Genomic DNA, 15,851 nt, shown 5'->3' on the forward strand with positions numbered 1-15,851 from the left:
TGTATAAGTGACAAAAGAAAAATTGCTTGAAGTATCGGATTTGTCGATTTCGTTTCACCAGAAAAAGTCTGAAACCCCGATTGTGCAAGGCATTTCTTTCGATCTCCATCCCGGAGAAATCATGGGAGTCGTCGGAGAGTCCGGCTGCGGCAAGAGCGTCACCTCTTTGGCTTTAATGGGGCTGAACGCAAACACCCGGACGACGGGCCGGATCAAGTTTCAAAACAAAGATCTTCTCATGCAGTCTGAAAAAGAATGGAGACAGATGCGCGGCAATGACATCGCAATGGTTTTTCAAGAGCCGATGACCTCCCTCAACCCCCTTTTCACAATTGGCGATCAATTAACAGAAGCACTCTCCAGCCATACCAATATTCATAAAAAAGAAGCAAGAAGAAAAGCCGTTCAAATGCTGGAAACCGTCGGCCTGCCGAGGGCGGACCAGCTGATGAAGCAGTATCCCCACGAACTGTCGGGAGGCATGAGGCAGCGGGTCATGATCGCAATGGCATTAATTTGCGAACCGAAGCTGCTGATCGCCGATGAACCGACAACAGCTCTCGACGTCACCATCCAGGCCCAGATTCTGTCCCTGCTGAAAAAGCTCAATGCCGAATTTAACACAGCCATTCTCCTCATTACCCACGACCTTGGCGTCGTTCACAATACATGTGAACGCGTGATGATCATGTATGCCGGCCGGATCGTTGAAGAGGGCGGTGTCACCGCTGTTTTTGACAGTCCGAAACACCCTTATACAAAAGGCTTGTTCGCCTCTATTCCGGCATTCACAGACAAATCCGAGCGGCTGTCTTCGATTGAGGGGCAGGTGCCGAAGCCGGGATCGATTAAAAAAGGCTGTATGTTTGCGCCGCGATGCCCCCATAAACATGAACGCTGCATTGAAGAAGCGCCTGGATTGAACAAGCTGAAGGATGATCATGCTGTAAGCTGCTTTCTCTATGAAGAGGAAGGTGTTTTCACATGAATCGCGAACTGCTGAGCGTTCAAGAGCTGAAAACGTATTACCGCGTGTCCCGTAAGAAAATCGTGAAAGCGGTCGATGATGTTACACTGTCAGTTGAAAAAGGCGAAATCTTAGGGGTTGTCGGGGAATCCGGCTGCGGAAAATCGACCTTAGGAAAATCGATATTGCGGCTGACCGAACCGACTTCGGGAAAGGTGACTTTTCTCGGGCAGGAGATGACAGGCCTTGATGCAAAAGATCTTCGCAATATGAGAAGGCATATACAAATGATTTTTCAAGACCCGTACGCTTCGTTAAATCCGCGCATGAAAATAAAGGATATTTTGGAAGAACCGCTGATCGTTCATCAACTCGGAAAGAAGGCGGAAAGGAGAGAGGTCGTGCGCTCGATGCTTGAAATTGTCGGCCTTGATGCTTCATACGGCGACCGGTACGCACACCAATTCAGCGGCGGTCAGAGGCAAAGGATCGGCATTGCAAAAGCGCTGATCACTAAGCCAAAACTAATCATTGCCGATGAACCTGTCTCCGCGCTTGATGTATCCGTTCAGGCGCAGATCTTAAATCTGCTGAATGATTTGCAGGAGGCATTCGATTTAACGTTTCTGTTTATTTCTCATGATCTCGCAGTCGTTCGCTATATCAGCGACAGGGTGGCCGTGATGTATTTCGGAAAGATCGTCGAGATGGCGGACGCCGAATCGTTATTTAGAGAGCCGAAACACCCGTATACAGAAACGCTGTTAGCGGCAGTACCGGTCATCGGCAAAGGCGAAGCGGTTCATACGGCACCGGATATTGCCGCGCCCCGCATGAGTGAAAAGGGCTGTCCTTTTTACAGCAGATGCATGAAGCGGGCAGCGGTTTGTCTAGAAGCGGAGCCGCCTCTTGAAGAGACTGCGAACGGGCATTATGTCGCATGCCATTTTACCAATAAGGAGGCAGTACGATGAAAAAGAAAAGCTGGCTGATCTGTTTGGGAATGATTCTGTCTGTTTCCGCTTTTTTAATGGGATGCTCCGGTAACGAAAGCGGAAAAAACGACGGAGGGACGAACGGGGGAAAAGATACGCTGATCATCGGCAGAGGCGGTGATTCAACATCGCTTGATCCGATCACAACGACAGAAGGCGAAGCGTTTAAAGTGACGATCAATATGTTTGAGACCTTGCTGAATTACGGAGAACAAGACACTACGCTGAAGGAAGGCCTCGCGGTCAAATGGGACGCTTCAGATGACGGTTTGACCTACACACTGGAGCTGAGGCAAGGCGTGAAATTCCATGACGGAACGGATTTTAATGCAGAAGCCGTCAAATACAATTTTGAGCGGTGGATGAACGGGGATGAAGAAAAATTTCCTTACTACGGCATGTTCGGAGGCTATAAGAAAGATGAGGGGCATGTCATCAAAGATATAAAAGTGCTCGACGACCATAAGATTCAGTTCATTTTAAAACGCCCGCAAGCGCCGTTTTTAAAGAATCTTGCCATGACTTCATTCGGGATTGCGAGTCCTGCCGCCATCGAAAAATACGGCGAAAAATTCAGGGAGCACCCCGTCGGCACGGGCCCTTACAAATTTGTCGAATGGAAGCCGAACGACCGGATCGTTCTTGAAAAAAATGAAGACTATTGGGATCAAGGCAAACCGAAATTGCAGAAGATCATTTTCAGAGCCATTCCTGAAAACTCAGCCCGCTTAAATGCGTTGAAGACGGGCGAAATCGACCTAATGGACGGCGTCAATCCGTCTGATATCGAAAGCATCAAAGCAGACGCCAATCTGAAAACATTTGAAAGGCCTTCAATGAACGTCGGGTATCTCGGAATGACGACGACAAGAAAACCATTTGACAATAAGCTGGTCCGCCAGGCGCTGAATCATGCTGTTGATAAACAGGCGATTATCGATTCCTTCTACGGAGGCCTCGCCGAATCTGCCAAAAACCCGCTCCCTCCTTCACTTGAAGGATACAACGATCAGATAAAGGAATATCCGTATGATTTAAAAAAGGCAAAAGAACTCTTAAAAGAAGCCGGATTCCCGGACGGGTTTAAAATGAAGCTTTGGGCAATGCCTGTCCCGCGGCCATATATGCCGGACGGTATGAAAATAGCCGAAGTGATTCAATCAAGCTTCGAAAAAATCGGCGTCAAAGCGGAAATCGTCACTTACGACTGGGCGACGTATTTGGATAAGGTGAGCAAAGGGGAAGCTGACGCGTTTTTGATGGGCTGGACCGGAGACAATGGAGATCCGGACAACTTCATTTATACCCTGCTTGATAAAGATAATATCGGCGGTAACAACTATACGTACTTCAGCAATGACGAGCTTCATGACATCTTAATCGAAGCGCAGTCAGACCCTGACCAAAAGAAGAGAAATAAACTGTATCAAGATGCGCAGGAGCTCCTCCATGAAGAATCGCCTTGGATTCCGCTTGTCCATTCCACGCCGATTTTGGCCGGTTCAAAAGATATCGAAGGATATGCTCCGCATCCGACAGGGAGTGAAGTATTGTCCGGCGTAGAGTTTAAATAGGTGGTGACAGCCATTGCTTGCGTACTGTTTAAAACGGACGGGGATGCTGATCCCCGTTCTCATTGGCATGACACTGGTCGTTTTTTCGATCATCCGCTTTATTCCCGGCAACCCCGCCCAGGTTATTCTCGGTCAGAGGGCGACAAAGGAAGCGGTGCAGCAGCTGACCATCCAGCTCGGCCTTGATCAGCCGTGGTATGTGCAATACGCCAGATATATCGGGGATTTGCTGAAAGGGGATCTCGGGACATCAATCCGCACGGGAGCGGCGATTACGCAAGAAATAAAGCCGTATTTGTTCGCCACTCTCGAGCTTGCTTTTTTCGCGATGCTGATCGCAGTGTTTGTCGGCGTGAATGCCGGAATCATCAGCGCGTGGTTTAAGAATTCGGTATTCGACTATATCGCGATGCTGGTTGCTTTAATTGGCGTGTCGATGCCGATTTTTTGGCTTGGTCTGATGGGCCAGTGGTTCTTTTCGATCGAGCTCGGCTGGCTGCCGACAACGGGAAGGGAGAATGTCAGAAATCCGGTCGAAGCCTTTACTTACATTCATACACTGGACACCCTTTTGCACGGAAGATTTGATCAGTTTGCAGAAACTATCCGCCATTTAATTCTGCCGGGAACCGCTCTTGCCACCATTCCCGCCGCGATCATTGCGAGAATTACAAGGGCCAGCATGATAGAGGTGCTGCAGTCCGATTATATCCGCACGGCAAAAGCAAAAGGCGTGCATATGTTTTTCGTTATCTATAAGCACGGTTTAAAAAATGCGTTCATTCCGGTGTTGACCGTCATCGGCCTGCAAACCGGACTTTTACTGGGCGGCGCGATTTTAACGGAGACGATTTTTGCCTGGCCCGGCATCGGCCGGTACATTTATGATGCGATCAGCTACCGCGACTACCCGGTTATCCAATCGGGCATTCTCGTGATCGCCTTCATCTTCGTCATGATTAACTTCATTGTTGATCTGCTGTACGCCGTCATCGATCCGAGAATTAAATATTAGGAGGCGGGAAATGTGGTTGTGCTTCAAAATGAACAGCAGAGGGAGGACGTGAAGGTGCGTTCGCCTTTGGCGGAACATATTCGGCGGTTCTTTGAGCATAAACTGGCTGCCGCCGGCACGATTTTAGTCGCGCTGTTTATCCTGCTGGCCATCTTCGCGCCGCTCATCGCACCCTATGGAATAAACGACCAGTCACTGTCAGACAGGCTTGCCGCTCCGTCTGCTGAACACCTTTTTGGAACGGACGATTTTGGCAGGGATATTTTTTCAAGGGTGCTGTACGGCGCGAGGCTGTCTTTATGGGTCGGCTTTTTCTCCTGTCTGGCATCGGCCTTGGCGGGGACGCTGTTAGGGCTGATCGCCGGTTTTTACGGCAGATGGGCTGATGCGTTGATTTCGCGGCTGTTTGATATCATGCTCGCGTTTCCCAGCATTCTGCTGGCGATCGCCATTGTGGCGATTCTCGGGCCTTCCCTTGAAAATGCCCTGATTGCCATCGCCATCATCAACGTTCCGACGTTTGGTAGGCTCGTTCGTTCAAAAGTGCTCAGCATCAGGCAGGAGGAATATGTCTTATCTGCGCGTGCTGTCGGGATGTCCAATATGAGGATGATGTTTAAACACATTCTTCCCAACAGTATGGCCCCGGTTATCGTTCAAGCGACACTGAATATTGGAACGGCGATTATAGAAGCGGCCGCGCTCGGATTTTTAGGGTTGGGGGCGCAGGCGCCGAACCCGGAGTGGGGAAAAATGCTTGCAGATGCCCGGCCTTATTTGGCGCAGGCCCCGTGGACATTATTTTTTCCGGGATTTGCGATCATGCTGACCGTGCTCGGCTTTAATCTGATGGGAGACGGCCTGCGCGACACCCTTGATCCGAAAATGAAGGAAGGAAAATAAAAAAACCGGTTAACGTATTCGTTAACCGGTTTACTCTTCCTCAACTTCAAGCTCACTGTCTTTTTTGTGGTACGTCTGAAAGCTTGTGAGCAAGGTTTCCAAATGTTCAAGCTGTTCTCGGTATTCTACGGTGCTCGCCATAATGGTCAGCATATTGTAGTCCAACAGTTCTTCTTTCAATTTGTCCTGGTTTTTCAGGAATGATTCGGTCAAGTGCTGTTTGTACACGTCTCCTTCTTCGTGAAGGTCGACGTGATCCTGCGTTTTAATCCTGCCGACGAATCTCATTAAAATTCGCTCGTGCCAATGGAGAAGATAATCAAGCTCTTCGACCAGCGTTTCTTGAAATTCTTCAGGCATATGACAAAACTCGTTTTCAAGCCGGTGCAGTTTTTTCAAAGCATCAAGCGCGCGGTTTGATGCAATGATCGCCTGTCTGAACAGCACGAGCTTTCGCTGTTTTACATATGTGGAACGTTTTAAATAGCTTCTTTCTTCTTTGTAAAGCAAGTAAAGGTGATCGACCTTCATCATTTTTTCTTTCAGCTTTTCAATGTCTTCTTTCAGCATGGAGTGTTCCGTTGTCTTCCGCGTCAACAATCTGATCCATTTAATGACTTCATCTGTATTTTCAACAACATGGCTGACGAGCTTCGTTTCATATTTAGGCGGCAGAAAAATCAGGTTGACCAGGAACGCAGACAATACGCCCAAAATAACCGTTCCGGTTCTCACCAAGGCAAACCATAAAAAGTTGTCGCCGGAGCTCTCCAATATGGCAATAACGGTGACGAGAGCGATCGAAATTGTATTCTCGATCTTCAGCTTCAGGTTGATCGTAATGACGATTACCGCCGTCAATCCGATGATGATCGGACTGGGTTCAAAAATAAGTCCAAAAATAATGGCTGTGGCAGCTCCGATTATGTTCGCCTGCACTTGATCGACAATCGTCAAAAATGAACGATAGATCGAAGGCTGTATCGCGAAGATAGCCGCGATTCCCGCGAAGACAGGAGTCGGAAGGCCGAGCCAAGACGCGAGGTAAAGCGCAAGCGTAATGGCAATGCCTGTTTTGAAAATACGGGCACCAAGTTTCATTAGGCTGTACTTGCATCCCTTTCTATAATAAAATTCGTTCTTTACAGAAAATGAATTGTATTGAACATTCCCTCTCTGTTAATTTGCCAAACAATAAAGTAATATACAGCGATCTTCCGAAATATTCAACCCATTTTTAAGAAAAAACAAATCATTGACAAAAAAGAAAAACAAGCCGGCGGAAAGTGCCTGTTCACCGCGTTCTCAAAGTGCTCCGCATTTGATAAAAAAGAGAGCGGACCCGCTCTCTTTTTATATGCGTTGTTTCAATTGTTTAAATGAGTCATCCACGGCTTTAAGCGTCGCTTTAATGTCCTCTTCCGTGTGCGCGGTGGTGATAAACCATGCTTCATATTTTGAAGGCGCAAGATTGATTCCGCGCTCAAGCATCAGTTTGAAAAAGGCAGCGAACATTTCTCCGTCCGTATTTTCGGCTTGCTCATAGTTTTCGACTTTTTCGTTCGTGAAGTATACGGTGAGCGCGCCTTTTAGACGATTGACAGTGATATTGATGCCATGGGTCTCGGCATGTCCCAGGATACCTTCTTCAAGCATAGCGCCGAGGCGGTCAAGTTTTTCGTATGTGCCTTTTTCTTTCAGCACTTCAAGGCAGGCGATACCTGAGAGGATAGAAGCCGGATTACCCGCCATCGTGCCCGCTTGATAAGCAGGTCCGAGCGGTGCGACTTGTTCCATAATCTCTTTTTTGCCTCCGTATGCGCCGATTGGCAGGCCGCCGCCGATGATTTTGCCAAGCGCCGTTAAATCAGGTTTGACGCCAAGCAGATCCTGGGCGCCGCCGTACATAAAGCGGAAAGCGGTGATAACTTCATCATAGATGACGAGCGCCCCTGCGTTATGCGTCAGTTCATTGACCTGTTCGAGGAATCCACTCTTCGGTTCAACGATCCCGAAGTTTCCGACAATCGGTTCAACGAGAACTGCCGCAATATCGTCCCCCCATTTATCGAGCGCTTCCTTATAGCTGTCGATATCATTGAAAGGAACGGTAATCACCTCGTTTGCGATGCTTTTTGGAACCCCGGCGGAATCAGGCGTGCCGAGCGTTGACGGACCTGAACCGGCCGCCACCAGCACAAGATCGGAATGGCCGTGGTAGCAGCCGGCGAACTTGATGATTTTCGTTCTGCCTGTATAGGCCCGGGCGACGCGAATCGTCGTCATCACGGCTTCCGTTCCTGAATTGACGAATCTCACTTTATCCAAGGCAGGAATCGCTTCTTTAAGCATCTTGGCAAATGTCACTTCATGCTTTGTCGGCGTGCCGTAAAGCACCCCGTTCTCAGCAGCTGTTTGAATCGCTTTTGTGATATGCGGGTGAGCGTGACCCGTAATAATCGGTCCGTAGGCGGCAAGGTAGTCTATGTATTTGTTGCCGTCCACATCCCAAAAATAAGCGCCGCTTCCCCTCTCCATCGCGACGGGAGAACCTCCGCCGACCGCTTTATAAGACCTAGAGGGGCTGTTGACGCCTCCGACTATATGTTGAAGAGCTTCTTCATGAAGCTTTTCAGATTGAGTATGCTGCATAATATCCTCCTCATTTCTGCACCTTTTATCTATTTCTATATTGTAACACGAGGCGGACAGAGCGCAAAAAGAAGCCGCCGAACATTTGAACAAGACGGCGCTGTTTTTTATAATGGGGGAAAGCAAGCGATTAAACATAACAGGAGGCAAAACAATGACTGTTGAAATTGGACAAAAGGTGCCTGATATTGAACTGCTGGGCGATCACGGAGAAAAAGTAAAGCTGTCGGATTTTGAAGGAAAGTATGTCGTGCTCTATTTTTACCCGAAAGATATGACGCCGGGATGCACAACGGAAGCGTGCGATTTCAGAGACCGACATGAAAGCTTTGCTGAACTTGATGCCGTCATCATCGGAGTCAGCCCTGACGACCAGACAAGACATGAAAAATTCAAGCAGAAACACGATCTGCCGTTTCTGCTGCTCGTCGATGATGAACACAAGCTCGCTGAAAGCTTTGACGTATGGAAGCTGAAGAAGAATTTCGGCAAGGAATACATGGGTGTCGAAAGGTCGACATTCCTGATTGATAAAGAAGGCCGCCTTGTGAAAGAGTGGCGGAAAGTAAAGGTAAAAGACCATGTCGCAGAAGCGCTTCAAGCAGTAAAAGAAATCGCGGAAGCGTAAAGCTCTTGCGGGAGGCCGGACTGTATTTTAGTTTGGTCTCTTTTTACGCTCATATTCGTCTGTCTGACCGGACATGCTGATCATATCGGCCTTTTTCGCCTTAAAAATAGCTTTTTCACAGGGATTGGAATTGACAAAGATTCTGATCAGGAGTTACACTAATTATAAACATTATAATGTAAGAATTTTTTTTAGAAGAGAGGTGCATGACGATGGCTGAACATAACCTGAAAGAAGCGTTGGAAGCGTTGAAGGAAACCGGGGTTCGAATTACTCCTCAACGTCATGCCATTCTGGAATTTCTCGTGAATTCTATGTCTCATCCAACTGCAGATGATATATATAAAGCTCTGGAAGGGAAATTTCCAAACATGAGCGTAGCAACGGTTTACAACAATTTGCGGGTTTTTAAGGAATCAGGGCTCGTTAAGGAATTAACGTACGGAGATTCCTCCAGCCGGTTTGACTTCGTGACATCCGAGCATTATCACGCAATTTGCGAACGCTGCGGGAAAATCGTCGACTTTCATTATCCCGGCCTCGACGAAGTGGAGCAGCTGGCTTCACATGTGACAGGATTCAAAGTCAGTCACCATAGACTGGAGATATACGGTTTATGTCAGGAATGCGACAAAAAAGAAAGCCATTAAAAAGAGCTGGCCGCTTTTTTAACGGTCAGCTTATTTTTATTGCAGTATCTACTGAGACTTTCGATTATACGATTCGTTAAACTCTTTTCCTTCGAGGTTTTTATCCAGTGTCAGAGGCTCCCTGCAATGCATGCACATATCGACCCGGCCTAAAATCTTGGTCGGTTTTTCACAGTTTGGACAGACGACTTGAACCGCTTTCGTTGAAAGCATGCCGATCCAAAAATAAACCGCTGTGCTCAACAAGATAGACAATACCCCCAAGATCATAAACACCGACATCAAGAGGATCGAGGACCTAAAGAAGATCCCGACATACATAATAATGAAGCCTATAAATACAAGGCTTAACGCAAACGTTCTGATTTTGTTGATTTTGCTAGAGTATTTTGCCATATCCATCCCCCTGTCTCTAATATAGCATAGAAAAGATGTGTTATTCTTTAATTAAAACGAATCAATTGGAAAATTTCTATAGAGAGTTTTGGGGAAATTGATTATAATAATTCAATGTGTTTTCAAAATAAAGGAGTTTTTATTGGCTCGTAGAAATAGGTAGAAACAAAGAGAGAAGCTTTTAGAGCAACGCATTTACATCGTATTGGAGGAATGGTGATGGAAAATCTTCTCCGTCCGATTTACCAAGAAAGAGCAAGCCGCCCTGACACACTCGCTGTCATGCTGATTGAGAGGAGAAATCAAACCTCATCTGCGACAGATAATTTTGATGCGGCATTGTTGATTATCGTTAATAAGGCTGAAGACCCTGTATTCGTGAAGCATTATGAGTTCGACGGAAAAACGGCTTCTCTTCATATTATTTCTGTTGAACAGCTTCAGGAATGGATTTTGCTCGGAACAAATAGAAGAATCATAGACTGGGTCCTCAATGGAAAGGTGCTTTTCGACCGAAACGAATTTATCGCCAAGCTGATTGAGCAGCTTAATACATTTCCGTTTTCAGAAAGAAAACTAAAAATCGGACTTGAATATGGGAAATTAATCAGAAGATATATAGAAGGGAAATCGTTTTTTGAGGACGGTCAATTTTTGGACGCCTACAATTCCATCGTACACGCCCTCCATCATTTGGCCAGAATCGAAGTGATCGATAAAGGTTTTCACCCAGAAGTTACGGTATGGAACCAAGTCCGCCACATGGAGCCTCAGGTTTATAAATTGTATAAGGAATTAATTGAGAGCAATGAAAGCTTGCAAAAACGGCTGGAGTTATTATTCCTCGCAAGCGATTTTCTCATTCATTCAAAAGCCGAAATCGGGGCCGCACATATTCTCAATGTCATGGATGAAAAAGAGGTTTGGCAATTTGCCGATCTTCTCAAGCATCCGGATCTCAAGTATTTCACGGCAGACCTGGGAGTCATACTGGAGTTCTTGGCTGAAAAGGACTTAGTTGGAGTCAAGCCGATTGAGACAAAGGGCCAAAAGATTTTTCACCGAGGATATTTTATCAAAAAAAGTGTTGACACTAATTTATAACGGTGATATATTATTAAGCGTCGCTGTTAGCGGAACGGTTTTTGAACTGAAAGCAGCAGCGACGAAAAAACAAAAAAACATTTGACACTCCTTGTTGAAAATGTTATACTAATAAAGTCGCTTCGGGCAGGAGCGGAAATGATCTTTGAAAACTAAACAAGACAAAACGTACCTGTTAATTCATTTTTTATAAATCGCACAGCGATGTGCGTAGTCAGTCAAACTACTTTATCGGAGAGTTTGATCCTGGCTCAGGACGAACGCTGGCGGCGTGCCTAATACATGCAAGTCGAGCGGACAGATGGGAGCTTGCTCCCTGATGTTAGCGGCGGACGGGTGAGTAACACGTGGGTAACCTGCCTGTAAGACTGGGATAACTCCGGGAAACCGGGGCTAATACCGGATGCTTGATTGAACCGCATGGTTCAATTATAAAAGGTGGCTTTTAGCTACCACTTACAGATGGACCCGCGGCGCATTAGCTAGTTGGTGAGGTAACGGCTCACCAAGGCGACGATGCGTAGCCGACCTGAGAGGGTGATCGGCCACACTGGGACTGAGACACGGCCCAGACTCCTACGGGAGGCAGCAGTAGGGAATCTTCCGCAATGGACGAAAGTCTGACGGAGCAACGCCGCGTGAGTGATGAAGGTTTTCGGATCGTAAAACTCTGTTGTTAGGGAAGAACAAGTACCGTTCGAATAGGGCGGTACCTTGACGGTACCTAACCAGAAAGCCACGGCTAACTACGTGCCAGCAGCCGCGGTAATACGTAGGTGGCAAGCGTTGTCCGGAATTATTGGGCGTAAAGCGCGCGCAGGCGGTTTCTTAAGTCTGATGTGAAAGCCCCCGGCTCAACCGGGGAGGGTCATTGGAAACTGGGGAACTTGAGTGCAGAAGAGGAGAGTGGAATTCCACGTGTAGCGGTGAAATGCGTAGAGATGTGGAGGAACACCAGTGGCGAAGGCGACTCTCTGGTCTGTAACTGACGCTGAGGCGCGAAAGCGTGGGGAGCGAACAGGATTAGATACCCTGGTAGTCCACGCCGTAAACGATGAGTGCTAAGTGTTAGAGGGTTTCCGCCCTTTAGTGCTGCAGCAAACGCATTAAGCACTCCGCCTGGGGAGTACGGTCGCAAGACTGAAACTCAAAGGAATTGACGGGGGCCCGCACAAGCGGTGGAGCATGTGGTTTAATTCGAAGCAACGCGAAGAACCTTACCAGGTCTTGACATCCTCTGACAACCCTAGAGATAGGGCTTCCCCTTCGGGGGCAGAGTGACAGGTGGTGCATGGTTGTCGTCAGCTCGTGTCGTGAGATGTTGGGTTAAGTCCCGCAACGAGCGCAACCCTTGATCTTAGTTGCCAGCATTCAGTTGGGCACTCTAAGGTGACTGCCGGTGACAAACCGGAGGAAGGTGGGGATGACGTCAAATCATCATGCCCCTTATGACCTGGGCTACACACGTGCTACAATGGGCAGAACAAAGGGCAGCGAAGCCGCGAGGCTAAGCCAATCCCACAAATCTGTTCTCAGTTCGGATCGCAGTCTGCAACTCGACTGCGTGAAGCTGGAATCGCTAGTAATCGCGGATCAGCATGCCGCGGTGAATACGTTCCCGGGCCTTGTACACACCGCCCGTCACACCACGAGAGTTTGTAACACCCGAAGTCGGTGAGGTAACCTTTTGGAGCCAGCCGCCGAAGGTGGGACAGATGATTGGGGTGAAGTCGTAACAAGGTAGCCGTATCGGAAGGTGCGGCTGGATCACCTCCTTTCTAAGGATATTATACGGAATATAAGACCTCGCGGTCTTATAGACAGGTGCGTTTAGATCTTGTTTAGTTTTGAAGGATCATTCCTTCAGACATAGGAGCACCTGCTAAATGCGCCACATCCTGTGGCAACGCATGTGTTAGCACCTCCTGTGCGTTGTTCTTTGAAAACTAGATAACAGTAGACATCACATTCAATTCGTAATGCAAGATATCACGTAGTGATTCTTTTTAACGGTTAAGTTAGAAAGGGCGCACGGTGGATGCCTTGGCACTAGGAGCCGATGAAGGACGGGACGAACACCGATATGCTTCGGGGAGCTGTAAGCAAGCTTTGATCCGGAGATTTCCGAATGGGGAAACCCACTGCTCGTAATGGAGCAGTATCCATATCTGAATTCATAGGATATGAGAAGGCAGACCCGGGGAACTGAAACATCTAAGTACCCGGAGGAAGAGAAAGCAAATGCGATTCCCTGAGTAGCGGCGAGCGAAACGGGAACAGCCCAAACCAAGAGGCTTGCCTCTTGGGGTTGTAGGACACTCTGTACGGAGTTACAAAGGAACGAGGTAGATGAAGAGGTCTGGAAAGGCCCGCCATAGGAGGTAACAGCCCTGTAGTCAAAACTTCGTTCTCTCCTGAGTGGATCCTGAGTACGGCGGAACACGTGAAATTCCGTCGGAATCCGGGAGGACCATCTCCCAAGGCTAAATACTCCCTAGTGACCGATAGTGAACCAGTACCGTGAGGGAAAGGTGAAAAGCACCCCGGAAGGGGAGTGAAAGAGATCCTGAAACCGTGTGCCTACAAGTAGTCAGAGCCCGTTAACGGGTGATGGCGTGCCTTTTGTAGAATGAACCGGCGAGTTACGATCCCGTGCAAGGTTAAGTTTGAAAAGACGGAGCCGCAGCGAAAGCGAGTCTGAATAGGGCGCATGAGTACGTGGTCGTAGACCCGAAACCAGGTGATCTACCCATGTCCAGGGTGAAGTTCAGGTAACACTGAATGGAGGCCCGAACCCACGCACGTTGAAAAGTGCGGGGATGAGGTGTGGGTAGGGGTGAAATGCCAATCGAACCTGGAGATAGCTGGTTCTCTCCGAAATAGCTTTAGGGCTAGCCTCAAGGTAAGAGTCTTGGAGGTAGAGCACTGATTGGACTAGGGGCCCCTACCGGGTTACCGAATTCAGTCAAACTCCGAATGCCAAAGACTTATCCTTGGGAGTCAGACTGCGAGTGATAAGATCCGTAGTCGAAAGGGAAACAGCCCAGACCGCCAGCTAAGGTCCCAAAGTATACGTTAAGTGGAAAAGGATGTGGAGTTGCTTAGACAACCAGGATGTTGGCTTAGAAGCAGCCACCATTTAAAGAGTGCGTAATAGCTCACTGGTCGAGTGACTCTGCGCCGAAAATGTACCGGGGCTAAACGTATCACCGAAGCTGCGGACTGTTCTTACGAACAGTGGTAGGAGAGCGTTCTAAGGGCTGTGAAGCGAGACCGGAAGGACTCGTGGAGCGCTTAGAAGTGAGAATGCCGGTATGAGTAGCGAAAGAGGGGTGAGAATCCCCTCCACCGAATGCCTAAGGTTTCCTGAGGAAGGCTCGTCCGCTCAGGGTTAGTCGGGACCTAAGCCGAGGCCGAAAGGCGTAGGCGATGGACAACAGGTTGATATTCCTGTACCACCTCCTCACCATTTGAGCAATGGGGGGACGCAGGAGGATAGGGTAAGCGCGGTATTGGATATCCGCGTCCAAGCAGTTAGGCTGGGAAATAGGCAAATCCGTTTCCCATAAGGCTGAGCTGTGATGGCGAGCGAAATATAGTAGCGAAGTTCCTGATTCCACACTGCCAAGAAAAGCCTCTAGCGAGGTGAGAGGTGCCCGTACCGCAAACCGACACAGGTAGGCGAGGAGAGAATCCTAAGGTGATCGAGAGAACTCTCGTTAAGGAACTCGGCAAAATGACCCCGTAACTTCGGGAGAAGGGGTGCTCTGTTAGGGTGCAAGCCCGAGAGAGCCGCAGTGAATAGGCCCAGGCGACTGTTTAGCAAAAACACAGGTCTCTGCGAAGCCGTAAGGCGAAGTATAGGGGCTGACGCCTGCCCGGTGCTGGAAGGTTAAGAGGAGCGCTTAGCGTAAGCGAAGGTGCGAATTGAAGCCCCAGTAAACGGCGGCCGTAACTATAACGGTCCTAAGGTAGCGAAATTCCTTGTCGGGTAAGTTCCGACCCGCACGAAAGGCGCAACGATCTGGGCACTGTCTCAACGAGAGACTCGGTGAAATTATAGTACCTGTGAAGATGCAGGTTACCCGCGACAGGACGGAAAGACCCCGTGGAGCTTTACTGCAGCCTGATATTGAATGTTGGTACAGCTTGTACAGGATAGGTAGGAGCCTTGGAAACCGGAGCGCCAGCTTCGGTGGAGGCATCGGTGGGATACTACCCTGGCTGTATTGACCTTCTAACCCGCCGCCCTTATCGGGCGGGGAGACAGTGTCAGGTGGGCAGTTTGACTGGGGCGGTCGCCTCCTAAAAGGTAACGGAGGCGCCCAAAGGTTCCCTCAGAATGGTTGGAAATCATTCGCAGAGTGTAAAGGCACAAGGGAGCTTGACTGCGAGACCTACAAGTCGAGCAGGGACGAAAGTCGGGCTTAGTGATCCGGTGGTTCCGCATGGAAGGGCCATCGCTCAACGGATAAAAGCTACCCCGGGGATAACAGGCTTATCTCCCCCAAGAGTCCACATCGACGGGGAGGTTTGGCACCTCGATGTCGGCTCATCGCATCCTGGGGCTGTAGTCGGTCCCAAGGGTTGGGCTGTTCGCCCATTAAAGCGGTACGCGAGCTGGGTTCAGAACGTCGTGAGACAGTTCGGTCCCTATCCGTCGCGGGCGCAGGAAATTTGAGAGGAGCTGTCCTTAGTACGAGAGGACCGGGATGGACGCACCGCTGGTGTACCAGTTGTTCTGCCAAGGGCATCGCTGGGTAGCTATGTGCGGACGGGATAAGTGCTGAAAGCATCTAAGCATGAAGCCCCCCTCAAGATGAGATTTCCCATTCCGCAAGGAAGTAAGATCCCTGAAAGATGATCAGGTTGATAGGTCTGAGGTGGAAGTGTGGCGACACATGGAGCTGACAGATACTAATCGATCGAGGACTTAACCTAAATGTTTGTGAATCGTCTGACCGTTA

General features: G+C 48.7%; 11 protein-coding genes and 2 rRNA genes. 10 read left to right on the top strand and 3 right to left on the bottom strand.

What is annotated here, in order from left to right; translation table 11 throughout:
- Positions 1-7: 7 nt before the first annotated feature.
- From MHB72_RS04675 to MHB72_RS04695, 5 genes are read left to right on the top strand one after another with little or no spacing between them, the layout of a single operon-like run.
- Positions 8-988, top strand: coding sequence for an ABC transporter ATP-binding protein (locus tag MHB72_RS04675; RefSeq protein ID WP_023855992.1), 981 nt, complete (start codon positions 8-10; stop codon positions 986-988).
- Positions 985-1,941, top strand: coding sequence for an ABC transporter ATP-binding protein (locus MHB72_RS04680; protein WP_216922069.1), 957 nt, complete (start codon positions 985-987; stop codon positions 1,939-1,941). Before MHB72_RS04675 ends, MHB72_RS04680 begins: the two co-directional genes overlap by 4 nt.
- A complete protein-coding gene (locus tag MHB72_RS04685) occupies positions 1,938-3,536 on the top strand; it encodes an ABC transporter substrate-binding protein (protein ID WP_020450633.1) in 1,599 nt (532 codons plus the stop codon). The genes MHB72_RS04680 and MHB72_RS04685 overlap by 4 nt, the downstream gene beginning before the upstream one ends.
- A 13-nt stretch (positions 3,537-3,549) precedes the next feature.
- A complete protein-coding gene (locus MHB72_RS04690) occupies positions 3,550-4,551 on the top strand; it encodes an ABC transporter permease (protein ID WP_020450634.1) in 1,002 nt (333 codons plus the stop codon).
- 12 nt (positions 4,552-4,563) lie between these two features.
- A complete protein-coding gene (locus MHB72_RS04695) occupies positions 4,564-5,454 on the top strand; it encodes an ABC transporter permease (RefSeq protein WP_020450635.1) in 891 nt (296 codons plus the stop codon).
- Positions 5,455-5,484: 30 nt separating this feature from the next.
- Here MHB72_RS04695 and MHB72_RS04700 read toward each other — a convergent pair whose 3' ends face one another.
- Both MHB72_RS04700 and MHB72_RS04705 read right to left on the bottom strand, forming a co-directional pair.
- Positions 5,485-6,555: an FUSC family protein gene (locus tag MHB72_RS04700; protein WP_020450637.1), complete on the bottom strand. Its 1,071-nt coding sequence runs from the start codon at positions 6,553-6,555 to the stop codon at positions 5,485-5,487.
- Between the two features lie 252 nt (positions 6,556-6,807).
- Positions 6,808-8,106 carry a glutamate-1-semialdehyde 2,1-aminomutase gene (locus tag MHB72_RS04705; RefSeq protein ID WP_216922072.1) on the bottom strand — a complete coding sequence of 433 codons (1,299 nt, stop codon included), beginning with the start codon at positions 8,104-8,106 and terminating at the stop codon, positions 6,808-6,810.
- 154 nt (positions 8,107-8,260) lie between these two features.
- Between MHB72_RS04705 and bcp the strand changes: the two genes are divergently transcribed.
- Together bcp and perR are read left to right on the top strand one after the other, a co-directional pair.
- A complete protein-coding gene (bcp, locus tag MHB72_RS04710; protein WP_023855987.1) occupies positions 8,261-8,734 on the top strand; it encodes a thioredoxin-dependent thiol peroxidase in 474 nt (157 codons plus the stop codon).
- A gap of 212 nt (positions 8,735-8,946) precedes the next feature.
- Entirely contained in the window at positions 8,947-9,384 is a 438-nt protein-coding gene (gene perR, locus MHB72_RS04715; RefSeq protein WP_003179961.1) for a peroxide-responsive transcriptional repressor PerR, read from the top strand.
- A 48-nt stretch (positions 9,385-9,432) separates the two neighbouring features.
- Here perR and MHB72_RS04720 read toward each other — a convergent pair whose 3' ends face one another.
- Positions 9,433-9,780 carry a YgzB family protein gene (locus MHB72_RS04720; RefSeq protein WP_020450640.1) on the bottom strand — a complete coding sequence of 116 codons (348 nt, stop codon included), beginning with the start codon at positions 9,778-9,780 and terminating at the stop codon, positions 9,433-9,435.
- Positions 9,781-9,999: 219 nt separating this feature from the next.
- On the opposite strand from MHB72_RS04720, the gene MHB72_RS04725 reads away from it, so the two are divergent.
- From MHB72_RS04725 to MHB72_RS04735, 3 genes are all read left to right on the top strand, one after another.
- Complete coding sequence (locus MHB72_RS04725) at positions 10,000-10,884, top strand: nucleotidyltransferase-like protein (RefSeq protein WP_020450641.1); 885 nt, start codon at positions 10,000-10,002, stop codon at positions 10,882-10,884.
- Between the two features lie 228 nt (positions 10,885-11,112).
- Positions 11,113-12,662: ribosomal RNA gene (locus MHB72_RS04730) — 16S ribosomal RNA — on the top strand.
- 233 nt (positions 12,663-12,895) lie between these two features.
- Positions 12,896-15,825, top strand: a 23S ribosomal RNA gene (locus MHB72_RS04735).
- Together the 16S and 23S rRNA genes form the textbook arrangement of a ribosomal RNA operon.
- The last annotated feature ends 26 nt before the right edge of the window (positions 15,826-15,851 follow it).

Origin of the sequence: Bacillus sp. FSL K6-1284 (assembly GCF_038002625.1) — a bacterium.
Lineage (GTDB): Bacteria > Bacillota > Bacilli > Bacillales > Bacillaceae > Bacillus > Bacillus paralicheniformis.

Bases quoted from the DNA above. Each gene is read 5' to 3' on its own strand.
- MHB72_RS04725 (WP_020450641.1), top strand. From the start codon at position 10,000: ATGGAAAATCTTCTCCGTCCGATTTACCAAGAAAGAGCAAGCCGCCCT.
- MHB72_RS04700 (WP_020450637.1), bottom strand. From the start codon at position 6,555: ATGAAACTTGGTGCCCGTATTTTCAAAACAGGCATTGCCATTACGCTT.
- MHB72_RS04685 (WP_020450633.1), top strand. From the start codon at position 1,938: ATGAAAAAGAAAAGCTGGCTGATCTGTTTGGGAATGATTCTGTCTGTT.
- perR (WP_003179961.1), top strand. From the start codon at position 8,947: ATGGCTGAACATAACCTGAAAGAAGCGTTGGAAGCGTTGAAGGAAACC.
- bcp (WP_023855987.1), top strand. From the start codon at position 8,261: ATGACTGTTGAAATTGGACAAAAGGTGCCTGATATTGAACTGCTGGGC.
- MHB72_RS04680 (WP_216922069.1), top strand. From the start codon at position 985: ATGAATCGCGAACTGCTGAGCGTTCAAGAGCTGAAAACGTATTACCGC.
- MHB72_RS04705 (WP_216922072.1), bottom strand. From the start codon at position 8,106: ATGCAGCATACTCAATCTGAAAAGCTTCATGAAGAAGCTCTTCAACAT.
- MHB72_RS04720 (WP_020450640.1), bottom strand. From the start codon at position 9,780: ATGGCAAAATACTCTAGCAAAATCAACAAAATCAGAACGTTTGCGTTA.